The 19,814-nt window shown below is 63.8% G+C and carries 19 protein-coding genes and 1 pseudogene; 14 read left to right on the top strand and 6 right to left on the bottom strand.

Features of this window, described 5'->3' with window-relative positions; translation table 11 throughout:
• Window positions 1–61 precede the first annotated feature (61 nt).
• Both ACR9ZC_RS14495 and ACR9ZC_RS14500 read right to left on the bottom strand, forming a co-directional pair.
• Window positions 62–1,063 (bottom strand): ABC transporter permease, encoded by a 1,002-nt coding sequence (locus tag ACR9ZC_RS14495; RefSeq protein ID WP_481582673.1) that lies wholly within the window; start codon window positions 1,061–1,063, stop codon window positions 62–64.
• 64 nt (window positions 1,064–1,127) lie between these two features.
• Complete coding sequence (locus tag ACR9ZC_RS14500; RefSeq protein ID WP_481580832.1) at window positions 1,128–2,675, bottom strand: sugar ABC transporter ATP-binding protein; 1,548 nt, start codon at window positions 2,673–2,675, stop codon at window positions 1,128–1,130.
• Between the two features lie 281 nt (window positions 2,676–2,956).
• Between ACR9ZC_RS14500 and ACR9ZC_RS14505 the strand changes: the two genes are divergently transcribed.
• The 3 genes from ACR9ZC_RS14505 (at window position 2,957) to ACR9ZC_RS14515 (ending at window position 6,035) form a co-directional block, all read left to right on the top strand.
• The gene (locus tag ACR9ZC_RS14505; protein ID WP_481580833.1) at window positions 2,957–4,042 is read left to right on the top strand and encodes a LacI family DNA-binding transcriptional regulator; all 1,086 of its coding nucleotides are present in this window, start codon (window positions 2,957–2,959) and stop codon (window positions 4,040–4,042) included.
• A 93-nt stretch (window positions 4,043–4,135) separates the two neighbouring features.
• Window positions 4,136–5,086: an aldo/keto reductase gene (locus ACR9ZC_RS14510; RefSeq protein WP_481582674.1), complete on the top strand. Its 951-nt coding sequence runs from the start codon at window positions 4,136–4,138 to the stop codon at window positions 5,084–5,086.
• An 85-nt stretch (window positions 5,087–5,171) separates the two neighbouring features.
• Complete coding sequence (locus ACR9ZC_RS14515; protein WP_481580834.1) at window positions 5,172–6,035, top strand: amidohydrolase family protein; 864 nt, start codon at window positions 5,172–5,174, stop codon at window positions 6,033–6,035.
• Between the two features lie 15 nt (window positions 6,036–6,050).
• Here the strand turns inward: ACR9ZC_RS14515 and ACR9ZC_RS14520 are convergent, their stop codons facing one another.
• The gene (locus tag ACR9ZC_RS14520; protein WP_481580835.1) at window positions 6,051–7,394 is read right to left on the bottom strand and encodes an APC family permease; all 1,344 of its coding nucleotides are present in this window, start codon (window positions 7,392–7,394) and stop codon (window positions 6,051–6,053) included.
• A 238-nt stretch (window positions 7,395–7,632) separates the two neighbouring features.
• On the opposite strand from ACR9ZC_RS14520, the gene ACR9ZC_RS14525 reads away from it, so the two are divergent.
• The 8 genes from ACR9ZC_RS14525 (at window position 7,633) to ACR9ZC_RS14560 (ending at window position 16,000) form a co-directional block, all read left to right on the top strand.
• Window positions 7,633–8,646, top strand: a complete 1,014-nt coding sequence (locus tag ACR9ZC_RS14525) for an ABC transporter substrate-binding protein (RefSeq protein WP_331566805.1) — start codon at window positions 7,633–7,635, stop codon at window positions 8,644–8,646.
• 88 nt (window positions 8,647–8,734) lie between these two features.
• Entirely contained in the window at window positions 8,735–9,532 is a 798-nt protein-coding gene (locus ACR9ZC_RS14530) for an ABC transporter ATP-binding protein (protein ID WP_481580836.1), read from the top strand.
• 59 nt (window positions 9,533–9,591) lie between these two features.
• Window positions 9,592–10,449, top strand: a complete 858-nt coding sequence (locus ACR9ZC_RS14535) for an ABC transporter permease (RefSeq protein ID WP_481580837.1) — start codon at window positions 9,592–9,594, stop codon at window positions 10,447–10,449.
• Window positions 10,450–10,573: 124 nt separating this feature from the next.
• Window positions 10,574–11,959 carry a sensor histidine kinase gene (locus ACR9ZC_RS14540; RefSeq protein WP_481580838.1) on the top strand — a complete coding sequence of 462 codons (1,386 nt, stop codon included), beginning with the start codon at window positions 10,574–10,576 and terminating at the stop codon, window positions 11,957–11,959.
• Window positions 11,956–12,630 (top strand): response regulator, encoded by a 675-nt coding sequence (locus ACR9ZC_RS14545; RefSeq protein WP_331566812.1) that lies wholly within the window; start codon window positions 11,956–11,958, stop codon window positions 12,628–12,630. The genes ACR9ZC_RS14540 and ACR9ZC_RS14545 overlap by 4 nt, the downstream gene beginning before the upstream one ends.
• 185 nt (window positions 12,631–12,815) lie before the next feature.
• The gene (locus tag ACR9ZC_RS14550) at window positions 12,816–13,952 is read left to right on the top strand and encodes a porin (RefSeq protein WP_481580839.1); all 1,137 of its coding nucleotides are present in this window, start codon (window positions 12,816–12,818) and stop codon (window positions 13,950–13,952) included.
• 99 nt (window positions 13,953–14,051) lie between these two features.
• Window positions 14,052–15,680 (top strand): methyl-accepting chemotaxis protein, encoded by a 1,629-nt coding sequence (locus ACR9ZC_RS14555; protein ID WP_481580840.1) that lies wholly within the window; start codon window positions 14,052–14,054, stop codon window positions 15,678–15,680.
• The gene (locus ACR9ZC_RS14560; RefSeq protein ID WP_440558660.1) at window positions 15,677–16,000 is read left to right on the top strand and encodes a DUF3579 domain-containing protein; all 324 of its coding nucleotides are present in this window, start codon (window positions 15,677–15,679) and stop codon (window positions 15,998–16,000) included. Before ACR9ZC_RS14555 ends, ACR9ZC_RS14560 begins: the two co-directional genes overlap by 4 nt.
• Before the next feature lie 3 nt (window positions 16,001–16,003).
• On the opposite strand, the gene ACR9ZC_RS14565 is transcribed toward ACR9ZC_RS14560, so the two are convergent.
• Complete coding sequence (locus ACR9ZC_RS14565; protein ID WP_481580841.1) at window positions 16,004–16,315, bottom strand: hypothetical protein; 312 nt, start codon at window positions 16,313–16,315, stop codon at window positions 16,004–16,006.
• Between the two features lie 214 nt (window positions 16,316–16,529).
• Here ACR9ZC_RS14565 and ACR9ZC_RS14570 point away from each other — a divergent pair, with 214 nt between their 5' ends.
• From ACR9ZC_RS14570 to ACR9ZC_RS14580, 3 genes are all read left to right on the top strand, one after another.
• Complete coding sequence (locus ACR9ZC_RS14570; RefSeq protein WP_481580842.1) at window positions 16,530–17,150, top strand: glutathione S-transferase; 621 nt, start codon at window positions 16,530–16,532, stop codon at window positions 17,148–17,150.
• A 152-nt stretch (window positions 17,151–17,302) separates the two neighbouring features.
• On the top strand, window positions 17,303–17,503 hold the full coding sequence (locus ACR9ZC_RS14575) for a hypothetical protein (protein WP_331566824.1): 201 nt from the start codon (window positions 17,303–17,305) through the stop codon (window positions 17,501–17,503).
• Between the two features lie 23 nt (window positions 17,504–17,526).
• The gene (locus tag ACR9ZC_RS14580; RefSeq protein WP_481580843.1) at window positions 17,527–18,003 is read left to right on the top strand and encodes a metallophosphoesterase family protein; all 477 of its coding nucleotides are present in this window, start codon (window positions 17,527–17,529) and stop codon (window positions 18,001–18,003) included.
• A 73-nt stretch (window positions 18,004–18,076) separates the two neighbouring features.
• On the opposite strand, the pseudogene ACR9ZC_RS14585 reads toward ACR9ZC_RS14580, so the two are convergent.
• Both ACR9ZC_RS14585 and argA read right to left on the bottom strand, forming a co-directional pair.
• Window positions 18,077–18,351 (bottom strand): annotated as a pseudogene (locus tag ACR9ZC_RS14585) (oxidative damage protection protein).
• A 67-nt stretch (window positions 18,352–18,418) separates the two neighbouring features.
• Complete coding sequence (argA, locus tag ACR9ZC_RS14590) at window positions 18,419–19,798, bottom strand: amino-acid N-acetyltransferase (RefSeq protein WP_331566830.1); 1,380 nt, start codon at window positions 19,796–19,798, stop codon at window positions 18,419–18,421.
• Window positions 19,799–19,814: the final 16 nt, after the last annotated feature.

The following is a 19,814-nucleotide window of genomic DNA, read 5'->3' on the forward strand; positions in this document are numbered from 1 at the left end:
TCCTCTCTGGTTGAACTCATGGCGCGGGCGAAGCGCGCGCCTGCTGTAAAACAAGGCAACGTTACCGCTGTTTTCTTCGACGCAGCATGTCCATATAGACGGCCGCGATGATGATTCCGCCCGTCACGACGATCTGCCATTCCTGCGCGACCGACATCACGCGCAGCCCGTTCACGAGCACGCTCATGATGAATGCGCCGATCATCGTACCCGTGATCGTGCCGATGCCGCCCGATAGCGACGTGCCGCCGATGACGACGGCCGCGATCGCATCGAGCTCGTAGCCCTGGCCGAGCGCCGGTTGCGCGGAATTCAGCCGCGAAGCGATCAGCAGACCGGCGATGCCGCAAATGGCGCCGCCGACCGTATAGACGGCGATCTTCCACCGATCGACGGCCACGCCGGACAGGCGCACGGCTTCCTCGTTGCTGCCGAGTGCGAACGTATAGCGGCCGAACAGCGTCTTGTTGAGTGCGACCGCGGCAACGACGGCGAGCAGGAAGAGGATCAGCACCGAGTTCGGAATCGGCAGCGCCGGAATCAAAGTGCCGATCACCGAATCCTGCGAGATACTCGTGAAGCCAGGTGTGTCGTTGAAATAGATGGGCCGCGTGCCCGAGATCACGAGCGAGAGTCCCTTGAGCAGCATCATCATGCCGAGCGTGGCAATGAACGGCGGAATGCGCAGCTTCGCGATCAGAAAGCCGGAGATCCAGCCGCACAGCGCGCCGAAGAAGAGCGCGGCGAGAATACCCACGAAAAGCGGCATGCCCCAGTTCGTCAGCACCATGCCCGTCATGACGGCGCAAAAGGTCATCAACGTGCCGACGGACAAGTCGATGCCGCCGGTAATGATGACGAACGTGGACGCGACCGCGAGCACGCCGTTCACCGCCGTGGCCTGCAAGATGCTGACCAGGTTGTCGACCTGCAGGAACTGCGGCGACGCAATGCCGAAAAATGCGATGAGCACGATGAGACTGGCGAACGCGAGCAGCTTCTGGCGCGCGCCGGAGTGAAAAATCTTGCCGACGAGTGCGGCGACGCTGCGCTCGCGCTCCATCGACAGGGCGGGTTCTGCCGGAGGCAGCGGGTTCGGTGTCTGGCTCATGTTCGATTCCGTCGATTCATTCGGTGACGACTGACTCGCGTTGCGTCGCGAGCTGCATGATGTTTTCCTGCGTGGCGGTGCCGGCCGGCAGTTCGCCGGTCACGCACCCCTCGCACATGACGAGCACACGATGGCTCATGCGCAGGATTTCGGGGAGCTCCGACGAGATCATGACGATGGCCTTGCCTTCGGCCGCCAGCGCGTCGATGAGCTTGTAGATTTCCGTCTTCGCGCCGATATCGATGCCGCGCGTCGGTTCGTCGAAAAAGAGGATGTCGCAATCGCGCAGCAGCCACTTGGCGATCACGATTTTCTGCTGATTGCCGCCGGAGAGCAGACGCACCTGCTGATCGACCGAAGGTGTCTTGATGCGCAGCTGCTTCACGTATTTGTCGGCCGCGCGATGAATCGCGCGCTGGTCGAGAAACATGCCGAACGAGGTGAAGCTGTGCATGCTCGGCAGCGCCACGTTGGCTTTCACGTCCATCCCGGTGGCGAGGCCGAAATGCTTGCGGTCTTCGGACAGATAGCCGATGCCGTGGCGCACCGCATCCTTCGGCGATTTGATCGATACGCGCTTGCCGTGCACGTAGATCTCGCCGCGCTCGAGTGGATCGGCGCCGAAGATCGCGCGCGCCACTTCCGTGCGGCCCGCGCCCATGAGACCGGCGAAACCGAGCACCTCGCCGCGACGCAACGTGAAGCTCACGTCGCGGATCGCGGTGCCGCGCGTCAGGCCTTTGACTTCGAGCGCGATCTCGTTATCGGCGGTGTGGCTCGGGTGCCGCGGCGCGCTGTCGAGCTGGCGTCCGACCATCATGCCGATGATGGTCTCGACCGGCGTTGTCGCAGTGGGAACCGTGGCCACGTACTGTCCGTCCCGCATGACCGTCACGCGGCTCGCGATCTGCCGCAGTTCGTCCATTTTGTGGGAGATATAGACGATGCCGACGCCGTGGGTCTGCAGCTGCCGAATGATACGAAAGAGGTCCTCGATCTCGACGTTGTTCAACGCCGCGGTGGGCTCGTCCATGATGAGCACGCGCGAATCGAACGAGAGCGCCTTCGCAATCTCGACCATCTGCTGCTTGGCCACCGTGAGCTCGCCCACCGGCGTGCGCGGATCGAGCTTCAGATGCATGCGCTTGAAGATCGCGGCGGCCCGGCGATTGAGCTCGCGCTCGTCGATGAAAAGCCCGAGGCGCCCCTTCGGCTCGCGCCCGATGAAGATGTTCTGCGCGGCGCTCAGATGATTCATCAGGTTCAACTCCTGATGCACGATGCCGATGCCGAGCGCCTGGGCGGCGCGCGGGTCGGGAATGTCGACAGGTTGGCCATCGACGAGGATTTCCCCCTCGTCCTTTTGGTAGACACCCGATAGCACCTTCATCAGCGTCGACTTGCCGGCGCCGTTCTCGCCCATCAGGGCATGGACCTCGCCCGGCAGCAACTCGAACTGACAATTGTCGAGCGCACGCACGCCGGGAAACGACTTGCACAAGTTGCGGATGGACACCAGGGGGCGCGGCGCTTGCCCGGCTGGCGGTTGATCTGTCTCACTCATCTGTCTCGTCCTGGACGGGGCCCCGAAGGGAGCCCCGGCGGTTCGCTTGCCGAAACGTTTCGCTAAACGTTTCGGCGTGAGACTAGATGGCGCTAAGGCCGATGTCAACAGGTGAGACGGCACTATCGGGTTAACCATGTTGCCGCGTCCATCGAAACGTTTCGCTAAACGTTTTGCCACAGTTTGGGAATGCGGATATGATCGGGGCTCGTCTTGCGGGCGAGACCATGAGGAGCGGCTCGGCAAAGGCATCGATGGGACCATTCAGAGCGGGAAACAACGTGGCAGCAACGATGAAGGATGTGGCGCGGCTGGCCGAAGTCAGCCTGGCCACTGTCTCGGCAGTACTCTCGGGTTCGACGTACGTGAGCCCCGAGCTGACGAGCCGCGTGCAAAAGGCGGTGGCGGCGCTCGGCTATGCGCCGAATACCGTGGCGCGCAGCCTCAAGAAAGGTGCGACCAAGCTGATCGGTCTCGTGGTGCCCGATATCACGAATCCATTTTTCACGGAGCTCGTCCACGAAGTCCAAAAGCGCGCGCGCACGCTGGGCTATGCCGTGCTGCTTTGCGACAGCGAGCGCGATCTCGAGCAGGAACGCTGGTACTTGCGCATGCTGCGCGCGCATCTGGCGGTCGGCGCGATTCTGTGCGCGACGGGCCCCGACGAAACCTACAAAGACCTCGCCAACAACGTCGGCATCATGCCGATCGTGGCCGTCGATCACATCATCCGGGCGTCGGATTACGACTCTGTCGTATTGGACAACGTGGCCGCTTCGCGCATCGTCATGCAGCACATCCTCTCGCTCGGCCATACGCGCGTTGCGATCCTTGCAGGTCAGCAACATCTCGTGCCGGGCCGGGATCGCCTGGCCGGATTCGTCGACGGGTTGCGCGCGGCAGGGCTCGAGGTCATACCGGAACTCGTGCGGCAGGGCGCTTTCGGCGAGCCGGAGGCATTCAAGGCCGCGCAGGCGCTGATGAAGCTGCCCGAGCCGCCGTCCGCCATCTTCGCGACGAACAACCAGATGTTGATCGGCGCGATGCGCGCGCTGGCCGAATCCGGCATCCGGTGTCCCGACGACATCTCGGTGGTCGGCATCGACGACTTCGCGTGGGCGGCCGCATTCTCACCGGCGCTGACGACGGTGCGGCAACCCGTCGACGAGATGGCCGCCGCCGCGCTCGACATGCTCGTCGAGCGCGTGAACGGACTCGATGTCGCGCCCCGCCATATCGTCTTCGCCCCAGAGCTGGTCGTGCGTCAATCGTGCGTCGCGCCAGCCCCCAAGCGCGCCCCGGCCCGTCGGGGCAAGGCGGCGAAATCCGAACGCGCGGCCAAGGCGCCGCAGTTATCCCACGCCTGATACGGGCGCTTCGTTTATGGAGATACGACCGTGACCCACGATCGCTCAGATCGCCACGACCGTGACGAGCGCGGCGCGATCGCCCCCGGCCCAATGGGCTTCGGGGCGGCGCCGCTCGGCAATCTTTTCGCGCGCGTCAGCGACGAGGTGGCGCTGGAGACGGTGTCGGCCGCCTGGGACGCCGGCATTCGCTACTTCGACACGGCGCCGTTTTATGGCGCGGGTCTCTCGGAAACGCGGCTGGGCCGCGTGCTTGCGCGCTATCCGCGCGACGCTTTCGTCGTATCGACGAAAGTGGGACGTCTGCTGGTTCCGGACGCTTCCGTGCCCGAGGTTCATAACGGCTTTGTCGGCGGTCTGCCGTTTCGCGTGGAATACGATTATTCGGGCGACGGTGCGCGCCGCTCGCTCGAGGCGAGTTTGAAACGACTCGGCACCGATCGCATCGATATCGTCTATATCCACGATGTCGCACAGGACACGCATGGCGACGACTGGCTGCGGCACTACCGGATCGCGGTGGACGGCGCGATGAAGGTGCTGTCTCAATGGCGCGACGAGGGCATCATCGGCGCGTGGGGGCTTGGCGTGAATCGCGTCGAGCCCTGTCTGAAAACGCTCGACGATGCGGACCCCGACATTTTTCTGCTCGCGGGGCGCTATACGCTGCTCGATACCGGCGCGCTCGATGCGCTCATCCCTGCTTGCGAGGCGCGCGGCGTGCAGTTCGTAATCGGCGGTCCTTACAACTCGGGGCTCCTCGCGGGCGGCAATACGTTCGAGTATGCCGAAGCCCCCGCTTCGATGCTCGACAGACGGGCGCGGCTTCTTGCCTTATGCGAGCGCTTCGGCGTCGATCTGAAGGCCGCCGCGCTGCAGTTTTGCAAGGCGCCGCGACCGGTGGCCTGCGTCATCGCCGGTGCGCGCACGCCCGAGGAAGTCCGGCAGAACTGCGCCGCGATGGCGGCGCCCATTCCGCGCGAGTTCTGGGCGGCGCTCAAAGGCGAGGGGCTCATTCCCGCGAACGCGAGCGAGCCCGGCTGAGGGCTGCCCGGCGCACGATGCCGCCGCCCCCGATGCGGCGGATCGCCAGAAAGACATTTCCTTTGCTTGTTCAGGATTCCTGACGATGGTCATCGACGGACATTTTCATATCTGGTCCTTGGCGCGGGGCGATTACGGGTGGCTCACGCCCGAGTTCGGCGTGCTTTACCGCGATTACGGGCTGGCGCACTGGCGCGACGAATTCGCGCCCCTCGGCGTAAGCGCCGGCATTCTCGTGCAAGCTGCGCCGACCGAGGACGAAACGACGTTTTTGCTCGAGCACGCGTTGGCGCACCCCGGCGAAGTCGCTGGCGTGGTCGGATGGACGGACTTCGAGCGCGACGATGCGCCCGCGCGTATCGCGGCGCTGGCGACGCATCCGCATCTCGTCGGCTTGCGGCCGATGCTGCAGGACCTGCCCGATCCGGGGTGGATCGGGCGCCCGTTCGCGCGTCGTGCGCTCGATGCGATGGTCGAATCGCAGCTGACTTTCGACGCGCTCGTTCGCCCCGTGCATCTGCCCTGGATTCTCGAACTCGTCGAGCGGCATCCGTCGTTGACGGTCGTGATCGACCATGCGGCGAAGCCCGACATCGCCTCCGGAGAGGGGCGCGAGGCCTGGAGCGAGCGGCTCGCCGCGCTCGCCGCCCATCCGTCGGTCTACTGCAAACTGTCAGGTCTATGGACCGAGGCGGCGTCGGGTTCGCCCGTCGAGACGGTCGAGCCGTGGGCTCGGCGTGTGCTGGAGCTGTTCGGCACCGAGCGGACGATTTGGGGCAGCGATTTTCCCGTCGTGCGCTGTGCAGGAGAAGGGCGGGCGTGGCTCGCTCATGCGCTCGAACTGGTCGGCACGTACGGTCCCGACGCGGTGCCGCGCGTCTTCGGTGCCAATGCCCGGCGCGCCTATCGGCTCGGCGATCCCGCCGTGGCGAGCAGCGGCGCGTCCTGATGCGATGACTGCACGCTAACCGTCGGTTTGCGCGACCTTGCCCCGCGCGCCCCGAAGCCGGGCGTCGCGACGCTTTTGCAACCGTTTTTGCAGCGCCAGATAAAGCAGCGCGCAGGCACTCATCACGAGCGGCCACAGCAGGAACCATCCGGTCGCCACGCATAGCGCCGCGACCGCGATCAATGCGATGCCGGCGCATCGGTGGGCGGCGCTGCCGCGCGGCAGCAGCTTCAGTGCGGCGGCCGTGCCGAGCGCGTAGACCGTGACGAACGAACCCGTCGTCACCAGCACGAGCGGTTTGGGCCCGACCTGCGCCCATGCAACGACCGCCGTGGCGAGCGCGGCCAGCGCCGCGACCACGCCCAGGCTGCGACGCGGGACGTCGCCCGCGAGCGAGCCTGCTGCCAGCCAGCGCGGCAGGGCACCGTCGCGACCGAGCGCGGCACCGAGCTTGGCTGCGCCCGCAAAGTAAGCGTTCATCGTGCCAAGCGTGAGCAGGACGGCGGCGAACGCGGCGACGATCCGGACTTTGCCGCCGATACCGATCACGAGCAACTGGGCGAGCGGCGCGTCGGCCTGGCCTGCCGCGGGGCCCAGCACGAGCACGCTGGCCGCGGCGACGGCGAGGTAGAGCACGCCCACGACGACGACCGCGATGCCCGAGGCGAGCGGCAGGTCGCGCGCCGGCTGCCGGAATTCGCCTGCCAGGTGGGTGATGGCTTCCCAGCCCGCAAAGCTCCAGACGAGCAACGCTGCCGCGGGTGCGATGGCCGACCAGCCGTGCGGTGCAAACGGGTGCAGATAGGCGAGCCGCGCATGCGGCGCCGAAACGGCGACGGCCGCGAGCAGCAACGCCACGAGCAGCGCCGAGAGCACGACTTGCAAGCGCCCCGAGATCGTGACGCCGAGCGCGTTGGCGGCCGTGACGACAATCACGAGTGCGACGCTCGTCAGCAACACGGTCTGGCCGCCGCCGCCGACGGCCGCGGCCACGTAGGCGCCCGCGAACATGGCCGCGGCCGGCGCGCCGGCGGGCACGGCAAAGTAAAAGCACCATCCGACGATGGCCGAGGCGCGCTCGCCGAACGCATTGCGCACGTAGGTTGCGACGCCGCCCGCGTCGGGGTAGCGCGCACCGAGCGCGGCGAACGTGGCCGCGAGCGGCGCGGACAGCAGAACCAGTGCGAGCCAGGCCAGCAGCGAAGCCGGCCCGGCAATGTTGGCCGCGAGCGCGGGCAATGCGATCACACCCGTGCCGAGCACGGCGCCGACATAGAGCGCCGCGCCTTGCAACACGGTGAGGCTGCCGTGGGACGGGGCCGGTGGGACGGGCGGGGTGGGCGCCGGCGAGCCGTGCATCGTTGGGTCTCCTGATTATTTGTGGTCATGCCTCGCTATGGCTGCCTACTATAGCGGACACGTCGGATCGCCGCAGCGAAGTCCACCGTGCGCGTACCGAGCTTGTTTATTATGGAAATCCCGTATACCTACCTTGCATCGGCGAAAGGATCGAGAAGGATTGCGTCCAATAGAATTTCGCCATCAACGCGACAACAGACCGCATCCCGCGGCGCGCGATAACAAAGGAGACGTCACGATGTACCCGACCCTGCGCAATTTGAAGGTCCTCGCTCTCGCTTCGGCACTTTCATTTGGTATCGTCTCGCAGCACGCATCAGCCGCTGATGACGGAAAGGTCACGATCATGGTGGGGGGCATCACCAAGATCATCTATTTGCCTGCGAAGCTCACCGAGCAGCTCGGCTACTTCAAGGACGAAGGTCTCGACGTCGAGCTGCTCTCGCAGCCGGCCGGCGTCGATGCGGAAAACGAGCTCCTCGCTGGCGCCGTGCAAGGCGTGGTCGGGTTTTACGATCACACGATCGACTTGCAGACGAAGGGCAAGGAAACCGAGGCGATCGCCGTGTTCTGTCAGGTGCCCGGCGAAGTCGAGATGGTGTCGACGAAGGCGGCCGATACGCTCAAGTCGTTCGCCGACGTGAAGGGCAAGACGCTCGGCGTGACCGGCCTCGGTTCGTCGACGAGCTTTCTCACGCAGTACCTCGCTGCCCAGCACGGCATCGCGTCCAACCAGTACACGATGCTGCCTGTCGGCGCGGATGCGAGCTTCATTGCCGCGATCAAGCAAAGCCGCATCGATGCGGGGATGACGACGGAGCCGACCGTCTCCAAGCTGCTGAAGACGGGCGACGCGAAGGTGCTCGTCGACATGCGTAACGTCGACGGTACGAAGGCCGCGCTCGGCGGCGTGTATCCGGCGGCGAGCTTTTATGTGCAGCGTGCCTGGGCAGAATCGCACAAGCAGGAGGCCCAAAAGCTCGCGCACGCGTTCGCGAAGACGATGCAGTTCATCAGTACGCACAGCGCCGATGAAATCGCCGCGAAGATGCCGGCCGACTATCAGAAGGACAAGGAACTCTACCTGATGGCGCTGAAGGCGTCGCTGCCGATGTTCACCAAGGACGCGAAGATGCCGAAGGATGGCCCGGAAACGGTGCTCAAGGTGTTGGCGGGCTTCAACCCGTCGGTCAAGGGCAAGCACGTCGATCTGTCGAAGACCTACACCAACGCGTTCGTGGAGTCGAAATAATCGGGCACCGTGCGTTCCGGCCGTTGCCGGAGCCCGTGCCTTCACCGGCGCCGCGAGGGGCGGCGCCGGCCACTTCCCTGGATTTGCGATGAACAAAGCTGTCTCCAAAGAATCACCTGTCATCGAGTTCAACTCGGTATCGTGCCGCTTCATTTCGCCCGACGGCAAGGCGACGATCGCATTGCGCGATTTCAGCATGTCGGTCGCCAAGGGCGAGTTCATTGCGATCGTCGGCCCGACGGGCTGCGGCAAATCGACGACGCTCAGCATGATCACCGGCCTGCTCAAGCCGACGACGGGTGAAGTCCGTGTGATGGGCGCGCCCGTGACGGGCATCGATCCTCGCATCGGCTTCGTCTTTCAGGCGGACGCTGTGTTTCCGTGGCGCACCGTGCTCGACAACGTCGCGGCCGGCCCCATGTTTCGCGGACGTTCGAAGACCGTCGCACATGAAGAGGCGCGCGATTGGCTGCGCCGCGTCGGTCTCGAAAAGTTCGAGAATCACTATCCGCACCAGCTCTCGGGCGGTATGCGCAAGCGCGTCGCGCTCGCCCAGACGTTCATCAACAAGCCCGAGATCCTGCTCATGGACGAGCCGTTCTCGGCCCTCGACATGCAAACGCGCACGCTGATGCAAGACGAGCTGCTGCAGTTATGGTCGGCCAATGCGGGCTCCGTCGTATTCGTCACGCACGATCTCGAGGAAGCGATTGCGCTGGCTGACCGCGTGTTCGTGCTCACGGCGCGTCCGGCTACGCTGAAAAAGGTCTACGAGATCGATTTGCCGCGGCCGCGCATCACCTCGGAAATTCGCTACGAACCGCGCTTCATCGAAATCTCGCGCGATATCTGGCGCGACCTGCGCGAAGAAGTGCAGATTGCTTGATGTCTACCCTCGCGCAAGAACTGAAAGAACGCGGCAAGAACTGGAAGGAAGGTCGGAAAATGTCAACTGTTGAACATGCTCAACGCGCCTTTGGCGAACAATCGCTCGCCGAGGTCGAAAAAGTCGCGCAACGCCGGATCCGGCAGCGCCGTGCGCTCGTCATCGGCTTGCGTATTCTCGTGCTCGTCGTCGTGCTCGGCGGCTGGGAGCTCGGCGGACGATTCAAATGGTTCGATCCGTTCTTTTTCTCGATGCCGTCGCTGATCTTCGATCAGATCGTCGACTGGTTCGTGAATGGAACCTCGCAAGGCCCGCTGCTCGTGCAGGTCTGGGTGACGCTCGAGGAAACGATGCTCGGCTTTCTGATCGGCGCGGTGGGCGGCATCATCTGCGGCGTCATACTCGGCCGCAACAAGCTGCTTTCCGACGTCTTCAGCCTTTACATCAAGATCGCGAACTCGATTCCGCGTGTGGTGCTCGGCTCGGTATTCGTCATTGCGCTCGGCCTCGGCATGGCATCGAAGGTGGCGCTGGCGGTCGTCATGGTGTTCTTCGTCGTCTTTGGCAATGCGTTCCAAGGCGTGGTCGAAGCGGACCGCTATATGATCGCGAACGCGCAGATTCTCGGTGCGTCGAAGCGTCAGCTGACCACCGCGGTCGTGATTCCGTCGGCGCTCTCCTGGATCCTTGCCAGCTTGCATACGAGCTTCGGTTTTGCGCTCGTCGGTGCGGTCGTCGGCGAATTCCTCGGCTCGAAGCAGGGTATCGGCCTGTTGATCTCGACGGCGCAGGGCGCGTTCAACGCAAGCGGCGTGTTTGCTGCGATGATCGTGCTGGCCGTGGTCGCGTTGACGATAGACTACCTGCTCACGACACTGGAAAAGCGTTTGCTGAAGTGGAGACCGGCCGCCTTCTGAGGAAGTAGGCGCCGCGGCCGCAACCGAAAAGCGGTAAAAGCGGCAAAGCGGTTCTTCGCGGGCACGCATCGAAAGATGCGTGCCCGCGCCCCGTTGAGCGTCGGATGAATAGGGGGAGTTCGTGATGCTGCATAGCCTGCGTGCGCGGCTGCTGCTGTGGGTTTTTCTGCCGCTCGGCACGTTCGTCTTCGTCACGGGCTTGATGGCGCACGACGCGTCGCGGCAGACGGCCGATCTCGTGCAGGACAGTGTGCTGCTCGCGTCCGCGCGCACCATAGGCGAAAACATCGAGTGGCGCGACGGGGCGCTGATCGCGAATATCCCGCCCGCGGCGCTCGAAATGTTCGAATCGCCTTACCGCGACCAGGTCTTCTACAAGGTCGTCGCGGGCGAGGACAAGCTGCTCGGCGGGTCGATCGATCTCGCGCTGCCCGGGCACCTGGCGACCTTTCCCGTGTTTTACGACACGGTGCTCGACGGACAAAACCTGCGCGCCGTCGCATTCCAGCGGCAAGTCTATGACTCGGGCTCCGTCACGCCAGTCACCGTGATCGTGGCCAAGACGCAAGCTTCGCGCGAGGCGATGCTCTCGCAGCTCTGGCACCCGCAGGTCCTGCGGCAGGGTTTGATGCTCGCGCTGGCCGCGGTACTTGTCGTGATCGGCCTCACGAGCGAGTTGCGGCCGCTCATGAAGCTCAGCGAAAACGTTGCCGATCGCGACGCCATGGAGCTGGAACCGATTCGCTTCCACCATTTGCCGTCCGAACTGCGTCCCATCGTCGACGCGATCAATCAATGTATCGCGCGCCTGAAACTGCATACGACGACGCAGCGGCAATTCATCGCCGATGCCGCGCATCAATTGCGCACGCCGCTGACGCTGCTCGACACGCAGGTCCAATACGCCTGCCAGCACAACGCCGGCGATCCCGTGCTCGTCGATGTGCTGCATGGCGTGAGGCGCACGAGCCTCAAGATGATCGAAATCACGAATCAGCTGTTGCTGCTGGCGCAGGCCGAGTCGACGCGAGCCGCCGCCACGCTTGTGCGCGTCGATATGGCACGTGTGGTTTTCTCCGTGCTCGAGGAGCTCATCATGGCGGCGCAGCGGCGTAATATCGACCTTGGGGCCGATCTCGCCGATGACATCGCCGTGATGGGTATCGAGCAATTGCTGGCCGCGCTCGTTGCGAACCTCGTCGACAATGCGATTCGTTATACACAGGAAGGGGGGCACGTGACGGTGATTTGCAGGCGCGAGGGGGACGAGGTGCTGCTGGAAGTGGTGGACAACGGGCCGGGCATTCCCGCGGAGATACGCGCACACGTGTTCGAGCGTTTTTATCGCGGCGCGACCGATGTCGACGGGACCGGTCTCGGGCTCGCGATCGTGCAGGGCATCGCGCGCTCGCATGGCGGCGCGGCGTCCGTCGCACCGGGCCCTGGGCGCGTCGGCCTCACGGCCACCGTTCGTCTGCCGGCTGCAAGCCGTGAAGGAATGACGCAATGAAACTGCTTCTGGTCGAGGACAACGCCGAACTGGCGCACTGGATCGTCAATTTGCTGCGAGCCGAGAATTTCGCCGTCGATTGCGCGAGCGACGGCGAATCGGCCGATGCCGTGCTCAGTACCCAAAGCTACGATGTCGTGCTGCTCGATATGCGTTTGCCGCGCATGAGCGGCAAGGAAGTGCTCGCACGATTGCGCAGACGCGGCGATAACGCGCCGGTCTTGATGCTGACGGCCCATGGTTCGATCGACGACAAGGTCGATTGCTTCAGCATCGGTGCGGACGATTACGTCGTCAAGCCGTTCGACGCGCGCGAGCTCGTTGCGCGCATCAAAGCGCTGATCCGCCGTCAGACGAGCGGCAAATCGGGCTCGCTCGTGTGCGGCGACTTGCAGTACAACACGGATACGCGCGAGTTCTCGCACAACGACGCGCCGCTCGCCTTGCGGCGACGCGAACATGCGATTCTTGAAACGTTGATGCTCAAGCAGGGCAAGACCGTCACGAAGGCCGCGCTGATGGACAGCGTGTTCAGTCTGGAGGATGAGGCGAGCGCCGATGCTATCGACATCTACATTCATCGCTTACGTAAGCATCTTTCCGCATCCACGGCGCAAATCATGACGTTGCGCGGGCTTGGCTATATCCTCAAGGAGAAAGAAGCACAATGATGAACTAGTCATCATTGCGTAACTAGTGAAAGCACTTAGTACTACTAAGCGATCACGAAAGCAGCGCGAAGGATTCGGACCACTACGATTGTCTCCATTCCGTTTTGGCGGAAAGCTCGGTGCTCAGATGGGAGTGGCACCGTTCAAACAAGCAGAAGTTCAACGCAGTGAATGAGGAGACGATCTTGAGAAGGACCTATCGGACCTTGGCAATTGCCGCCGGCGCATTGGCCGCGGCGAGCGGCGCGCACGCGCAGTCGAGCGTGCAGCTGTATGGGCTCATGGATTTGAGCTTCCCCACTTACATCACGCATGCCGATGCGAAGGGCAATCACTTGATCGGCATGGGTAACGCCGATGGCGAGCCGTGGTTCAGCGGCAGCCGCTGGGGTTTGAGGGGCGCGGAAGATCTCGGCGGCGGCACCAAGCTGATCTTCACTCTCGAAAGCGAATTCGTGGTTGCCAACGGGAACATGGAAGATCCGGGCCAGATCTTCGATCGCGATGCGTGGGTTGGCATCGAGAACGATACGTACGGTAAATTCACTGCCGGCTTCCAGAACACGATCGCGCGTGACGCCTCGGCGATTTACGGCGATCCGTACGGCAGTGCCAAGCTGCGCTATGAAGAGGGCGGCTGGACGAACTCGAACAACTTCAAGCAGATGATTTTCTATGCTGCCGGCGCAACGGGTACCCGTTACAACAACGGTCTCGCGTGGAAGAAGTTGTTCAGCAACGGCATCTTCGCAAGCGCAGGTTATGCGTTCAGCAACTCCACGTCGTTCGCATCGGGCAGCACCTATCAGGCAGCGCTCGGTTACAACGGCGGCCCGTTCAACGTGTCGGCTTTCTACAACCACGTGAACAACACGGGCTTCGTCGATCAAACGTGGTCGGTGGGCGGTAACTACACGTTCGGTATCGCGCGTATCAACGCCGGCTACTTCCGTTATCTCGGCAATCAAGGCTCGCTGGGCCAGCGCCAGGACAACGCGTGGACGGTGTCGTTCAAGCTTGCGCCGAAGGGACCGTTCGACTATGAGCTCGGTTATCAGCAGATGCGCGTTCACAACGCCGCGTACAACGCTGACGGCGATATTCCGAACGCCAACACGGCCCACGTGTTCGATGCGACGGCCGGCTTGCACAACGGCTTCAAGGAAACGCTCTACGCATCGACGTTCTATCACCTGTCCAAGCGTACCGAGCTGTACCTTGCGGGCGACTACATGCGGCTTCACGGCGGCTACACGGTCGGCAGCACGTTCGGCGCGAAGAACCAGCTCGAGCTGACCACGGGTGTGCGTACCCGCTTCTGATTGTCCTACCTCCTCCAAGACGGTGCTGCCTGATGAGGGCAGCCATTTAAAGGCGGCGGCGAGCCTCATCGCTTGCCGCCTTTTTTTTGGGAAGACAGCATGGTTAGGGTCACTAACGTTCGTGCCGCGCTGAGCGCGACGGTCGCCGGCTACACGGGTGCCCTGATACTCGTGATCGCGGCATCGGTTGTCGGACTCAGATCCGCCAATGTGGCGCTCGAGAAGATGCATAGTGCCGAGACCGCGGCGCTGACGCATCTCGCGGAGACCTCCGCGAACCTCTTGCAAGCGCGCGTCGATCTAGGCAGCTACGAGACACTCGTTGCACAAGGCAAGCCGACAGAATCGACGCTGGCGAACATTCATGCGGCGCTGGCCGCCAGCGATCGCGCGCTCGAGGCTTACAGCGCGCTGCCCGTATCGGGCGATGCGGAAGCCTCGCTCGCGAACGCGTTGCGCACCGCGCGCGCCAATCTGATCAAGCAGGTCATCGCGCCGGAAATCGCAGCGCTCGACCAGGATGATTTTGCCTCCTTCCGCACCATCGAGCGGCACGCACCGGAAGCAATTTTCTCGGACTACAAACAGGCGGCGCAGCGGCTCATGGATTTCCAGGTGCGCGCGCAACAGATGCATTTCGATGCGGCGCAGGACCGCTTTCACCGCTTGCTGGCGCTTTTTGCCTGCGTCGGGGCCGCCTCTATCGTTCTCGCAGTGCTCGCTCGGCGAGTCCTGAGCGCGTCGATCGTCAAGCCGATCGGCACCGTAATCGATCACTTCGAGCGAATCGCTTCAGGCGACCTGACCTCGACGATCGATACGTCGCGCGGTGCGGAGATGGGCAGGCTGCTGGATGCGCTCGCGCGCATGCAGGCAAGCCTGGCGGCGACCGTCACACGTGTGCGCGACGGCACCGGCGAAATTCGTCACGGTGTGCACGATATCGCGAGCGGCAATGCCGATTTGTCCGCGCGCACCGAACAACAAGCAGCAGCGCTCCAAGAGACAGCGGCGAGCTTGAAAGAGCTCACCACAACCGTCGCGCAAAACGCGCAGCACGCCCGGCAGGCGAGTGTGCAGGCGCAAACGGCCTCAGCGACCGCCGTGCGCGGCGGCGAGGTGGTAGGGGAGATCGTTCATGCAATCGCGGACATGTCGGCCGACTCGGATCATATCGTCAACATCATCGGAGCAATCGAAGGCATTGCTTTCCAGACGAACATACTGGCGCTCAATGCGGCGGTCGAAGCCGCGCGGGCTGGCGAAGAGGGACGCGGATTCGCTGTCGTGGCCGGCGAGGTTCGCGCGCTTGCTGGCCGGTCCGCCGCCGCGGCCAAGGAAATCCGTGCACTGATGACGGCGTCGGTCGCCAAGGTGCAAGGCGGGACCGAATTGGCCGAGCGCGCTCGCGCGACGATGGGCGACATCGTCAAGGCTGCACACGAGGTCAATGGGATCGTCGCGGAGATTAGTGCGGCATCGGACTTCCAGTCCCAGGGAATCGAAGAGATCGAGCGCGCCGTATCGCACATGGACCGCTCGACGCAACAAAACGCCGCGCTCGTCGAACAGGCCGCGTCGGCTGCGGCATCGCTGGAGGAGCAGGCGCGCCTGCTCGATGAAACGGTGGCCGTATTCCGGCTTCGCGCCGACGCGCTCGCAAGCACGACGCGCGAGCGCCCCGCACCGGTTGGCATGCTGCCGGCCCATTCACTCGCTCACGAATGACCCACGACGTTCATCCTTCGCACCGTCATCGCACCCATCTGATCGTGGGTCTCACACACGGCGGGAAAACGTTTCGGCCCGGCGACTGGGCCGAGCGTCTTGCCGGTGTCATCGCGCTGTTCGTCAAAGAGAAGCGGCCGGGCAGGAATCCGGCATCGACATGGCTTGCGGTGCCGTTTGTCGATGAGGGCATCAGGTGTCTCACCGTGTCGGGCGAGCTGGCCGAAATCTGCCCGGAGGCGTTCGAGTTCGTGATGCGATTCGCCGCGGACAACGAGTTGCCGGTCGAAGAGGGGGTGCGCATCCTGCGTGCCGGTTGAACATCAACGTATGGCCCGGCACTTGATGTCGGGCGCAGTGTACGGCGTCGGGTAATCGGACCAGGGGCCCGTCTCCAGGAAGAGACGATGCATGGCCAGGACCTCAGCCTGGCGCTCCTCGCTGGTACTGAGCGGTGCGGCCGGCCCACGCCGGCCGGCCAGCGGCTCGTTGACGGCGCATTCGACGGTCTTGCCGTCGGGAATCGCCACGGTCGTCGTATACGCGTAGTCGGGCCGGCCCTGTTCGGCACAGCCGACGCCGCAGGAGACGATGGCACCCATCAAAACCGAGGCTGCTACGGATCGCATCTTCATGGCGGACTCACTCCGGCGAGGCGCGCGCGGCGCCCGGGTTCAGGGCGGCCGATGATTGTCAGTATGGGCTTCGGAGCCGGCATTGGGGCGAAGACCCTACGGTTCGCGCATGTCGCGCCCTTGTTCGCATTTGCGCTTTTTGTTCAGGCGAATAACGAGGCGACCGGGCGGCTGATAGAGTGGCGTTTTCACCCTCTGACCAAGCGAGGCATCAATGCAACTGATTGGCATGCTGGATTCGCCGTTCGTCCGCCGTGTGGCCGTTTCGATGGCCGTGCTCGATATCGGCTTCGAGCACCGTCCGCTCTCCGTGTTTCGTCATTTCGACGCGTTTTCCGCGGTCAACCCCGTCGTCAAGGCGCCGACGCTGATCGACGACGACGGCACGCTGCTCATCGATTCCAGCCTGATTCTCGACTATCTCGATCAGAAGGTGCCGCCGGAGCGCCGGCTGATGCCTCAGGAACTGGCGCAACGCCGGCGCGCGCTTCATCTGATCGGTTTTGCGCTTGCCGCCGGCGAAAAGACAGTGCAGATCGTCTATGAGCGTAACCTTCGGCCGGCGGAGAAGCAGCACGAACCTTGGGTCGACCGCGTGTCGGGCCAACTGTCCTCCGCCTACGCGCTGCTCGAGCGCGAAGTCGGTTCGGCCGGCGGTGCGGGCTGGCTCACGGGTGAGCGCCTGATGCAAGCCGATATCACCGTGGCGGTGGCTTGGCGCTTCACGCAACACATCCTGCCCGGTGCGATCGATCCCGCGCTTCACCCGGCGCTGGCCGCCTTCTCCGAGCGTGCTGAAGCGCTGGCGGAGTTCGCGGCTGCGCCGCTCGATTGATCGGCCTGGTGTTCCTATTGTTCGCGAAGGCCGACAAGTGACTTTCCATTTTGCGGATTTATCGCGCCTCGCGGTCTGCCTAGAATGGCTTCATGTCGAAGTCGTCATAGCAGGTCGCGGGTCGAGCCGCACCAAGCAAGGGGAAAGCCACCATGAAAGCCCTCATCGAACGTCAGCTTTACAGCCCGTCGGTTGTCTTGCCGATGGTTGCTTTCATGGAACTGCTCGTATCGCACGATTTCAATCTCGGGCAGGTCGGAGCGGTCGTGGCCACCCGCGGGGCGCGCGCGGCGCTGACCCGTTCGCGCGGGCTGCTTTTCCCGCCGCGCAGCCATGCCGGCCTGGCTGCCTGAAACCCGTGGTTCCGATCGTGGCCATGACAGGCATGGCAAACGCGGTACGGATCGGCCTCATTTCCGATACGCACAATCTTGTGCGCCCGGAAGCGCTCGCGTGGTTGTCCGGTGTGCAGGCCATCGTGCATGCCGGAGATATCTGCAAGCCTGAAGTGCTCGACACTTTGTCTGCGATCGCTCCGGTCACTGCCGTTCGGGGCAACAACGACAAGGGCGCGTGGGCCGAGCGGCTGCCGTTGTGGACGACGCTCGTGATCGAAGGGGTGGCGATTCACGTCGTGCACGACATCGCCGATTTGCGGTTGAGCGAGGCCGGCTCACGTATCGATGTCGTCGTGACGGGGCATTCGCATCAGCCCGCGCTCGCGCTTCGCGAGGGCGTGCTGTTCGTGAACCCGGGGAGCGCCGGGCCGCGCCGCTTCAAGCTGCCCGTATCGGCGGGCGTCCTCTTGATCGAAGGCGGGCGCGCACGCGCTGAACTCCATACGCTCGTCTGACCCACGATAAAAAAGCCGGCGCGCTGATGCGGCCGGCCTCGTCGTTCGCGGGCAAGCAGTATGCGCTCGCCGCTCAGCCTTCGGTCGGCGGAACGTATCCGGTTGCCTGATCGGCACCGTCGCCGAAGAAGAACTTCTCCGTTTGCTTCATCAGATACTGACGCGCACGCGGATCGGCCATATTGAGCCGGTTTTCGTTGATCAGCATCGTCTGATGCTTGAGCCAGGCCTGCCACGCCTCCTTGGAGACGCTTTCATAGATGCGCTTGCCCAATTCGCCGGGCAGCGGGGGAAATCGAGGCCCTCGGCTTCCTTGCCGAGCTTCGCGCATTGAACCATGCGTGTCATTGTGGGTTTCTCCAGAAAATCGAATAAGGACGCGCCGCGCGAGCGCGATGTACGGTGCGCGTCGCGCTCAAAGATGCTTCATCAGCACGAGCGACTTGCGCTGCCAGTTGTAGAGGCGCCTGCGGTCTTCGGGTAGGTCGTCGACACTGACTTTCACGAAGCCGCGCTTGAGGAACCAGTGTTCGGTGCGGGTCGTCAGCACGAAGATGCGCGTCAAGCCGCGCGCCCTCGCGCGTTGCTCGACGCGTTTCAAGAGGCGCTCGCCGTCACCGGAGCCCTGGGCGTCCGGGGCGACGGTGAGGCACGCCATTTCGCCGATGCGCTCCTGCGGGTACGGATAGAGCGCCGCGCAGCCGAACAGCACCCCATCGTGCTCGATGACCGAGAAGTGGTCGATGTCGCGTTCGATCTGGTGCCGGCCGCGTTTGACGAGCGTGCCGTCCGATTCGAGCGGCTCGATCAGCGTCAGGATGCCGCCCACGTCGTCGGGCGTGGCTTCGCGCAGGCTTTCGAGGTTCTCGTACGAGATCATCGTGCCCACGCCGTCGTGCAGGAACAGTTCGAGCAGCAAGCTGCCGTCGAGCGAGTAAGGGATGATATGCGCGCGCGGGACGCCGCCGCGGCAGGCGCGCACCGCATGCTTCAGGTAAAAGCCCGCGTCGCCTTTCACTTCGCCGCTTTCGTGCAGACGGTAGGCGTCGTCGAGCGAAAGCTCGCGCACGAGATCGCCGGCTTCGTTCATGATGCCGGGCGTTTCGGTCAGGAAGATGATCTTGTCGGCACGCAGCGCGATGGCCGCCGCGGAGGCGACGTCTTCCATCGAGAGGTTGAACGCTTCGCCGGTGGGCGAGAAACCGAGCGGCGACAGCAGCACGAGCTTGCGGCTCGCGAGCGAATGGCGGATCGATTCGGCATCGATCTTGCGCACGACGCCCGTGTGAGCGAAATCGACGCCATCGAGAATGCCGACGGGCCGGGCCGTCACGAAATTGCCTGACACCACGCTGATGTGCGCATGTGCCATGGGCGTGTTGGGCAGGCCCTGGCTGATCGCGGCTTCGATATCGAGCCGCACTTCGCCCGCCGCTTCCTTGGCCGATTCGAGCGCGCGCGCATCGGTGATGCGCATACCGTGCGAGAACTCCGATTGCACGCCGTGCAGGTTCATCTGTTCCTCGACCTGCGGGCGGGACCCATGCACGAGCACGATCTGGATACCCATCGCCTGCAAGAGCGCGATGTCCGACACGAGCGCGTTCAGGAGTCCTTGATGAACGACCTCGCCGCCGAAGCCCACGACGAACGTCTTGTTTCGAAACGCGTGGATGTACGGCGCGACCGATCGCATCCAGTCGACGAACTGGGCGTGTTGGGAAACGGGGTCGGCCGCGACGGGGCGAGTCGCGACGGGTTCCGGGATGGGGACGAGGTCGGATTGTGCGTTCATGCCGGGATTATAATGC

It is taken from the genome of Trinickia sp. HAY1-2D (genome assembly GCF_056754935.1).

Bases quoted from the DNA above. Each gene is read 5' to 3' on its own strand.
- ACR9ZC_RS14575 (WP_331566824.1), top strand. From the start codon at position 17,303: ATGAAAGCCCTCATCGAACGTCAGCTTTACAGCCCGTCGGTTGTCTTG.
- ACR9ZC_RS14495 (WP_481582673.1), bottom strand. From the start codon at position 1,063: ATGGAGCGCGAGCGCAGCGTCGCCGCACTCGTCGGCAAGATTTTTCAC.
- ACR9ZC_RS14580 (WP_481580843.1), top strand. From the start codon at position 17,527: ATGACAGGCATGGCAAACGCGGTACGGATCGGCCTCATTTCCGATACG.
- ACR9ZC_RS14560 (WP_440558660.1), top strand. From the start codon at position 15,677: ATGACCCACGACGTTCATCCTTCGCACCGTCATCGCACCCATCTGATC.
- ACR9ZC_RS14510 (WP_481582674.1), top strand. From the start codon at position 4,136: ATGGGCTTCGGGGCGGCGCCGCTCGGCAATCTTTTCGCGCGCGTCAGC.
- ACR9ZC_RS14515 (WP_481580834.1), top strand. From the start codon at position 5,172: ATGGTCATCGACGGACATTTTCATATCTGGTCCTTGGCGCGGGGCGAT.
- argA (WP_331566830.1), bottom strand. From the start codon at position 19,798: ATGAACGCACAATCCGACCTCGTCCCCATCCCGGAACCCGTCGCGACT.
- ACR9ZC_RS14535 (WP_481580837.1), top strand. From the start codon at position 9,592: ATGTCAACTGTTGAACATGCTCAACGCGCCTTTGGCGAACAATCGCTC.
- ACR9ZC_RS14540 (WP_481580838.1), top strand. From the start codon at position 10,574: ATGCTGCATAGCCTGCGTGCGCGGCTGCTGCTGTGGGTTTTTCTGCCG.
- ACR9ZC_RS14565 (WP_481580841.1), bottom strand. From the start codon at position 16,315: ATGAAGATGCGATCCGTAGCAGCCTCGGTTTTGATGGGTGCCATCGTC.
- ACR9ZC_RS14520 (WP_481580835.1), bottom strand. From the start codon at position 7,394: ATGCACGGCTCGCCGGCGCCCACCCCGCCCGTCCCACCGGCCCCGTCC.
- ACR9ZC_RS14545 (WP_331566812.1), top strand. From the start codon at position 11,956: ATGAAACTGCTTCTGGTCGAGGACAACGCCGAACTGGCGCACTGGATC.
- ACR9ZC_RS14530 (WP_481580836.1), top strand. From the start codon at position 8,735: ATGAACAAAGCTGTCTCCAAAGAATCACCTGTCATCGAGTTCAACTCG.
- ACR9ZC_RS14570 (WP_481580842.1), top strand. From the start codon at position 16,530: ATGCAACTGATTGGCATGCTGGATTCGCCGTTCGTCCGCCGTGTGGCC.
- ACR9ZC_RS14525 (WP_331566805.1), top strand. From the start codon at position 7,633: ATGTACCCGACCCTGCGCAATTTGAAGGTCCTCGCTCTCGCTTCGGCA.
- ACR9ZC_RS14555 (WP_481580840.1), top strand. From the start codon at position 14,052: ATGGTTAGGGTCACTAACGTTCGTGCCGCGCTGAGCGCGACGGTCGCC.
- ACR9ZC_RS14500 (WP_481580832.1), bottom strand. From the start codon at position 2,675: ATGAGTGAGACAGATCAACCGCCAGCCGGGCAAGCGCCGCGCCCCCTG.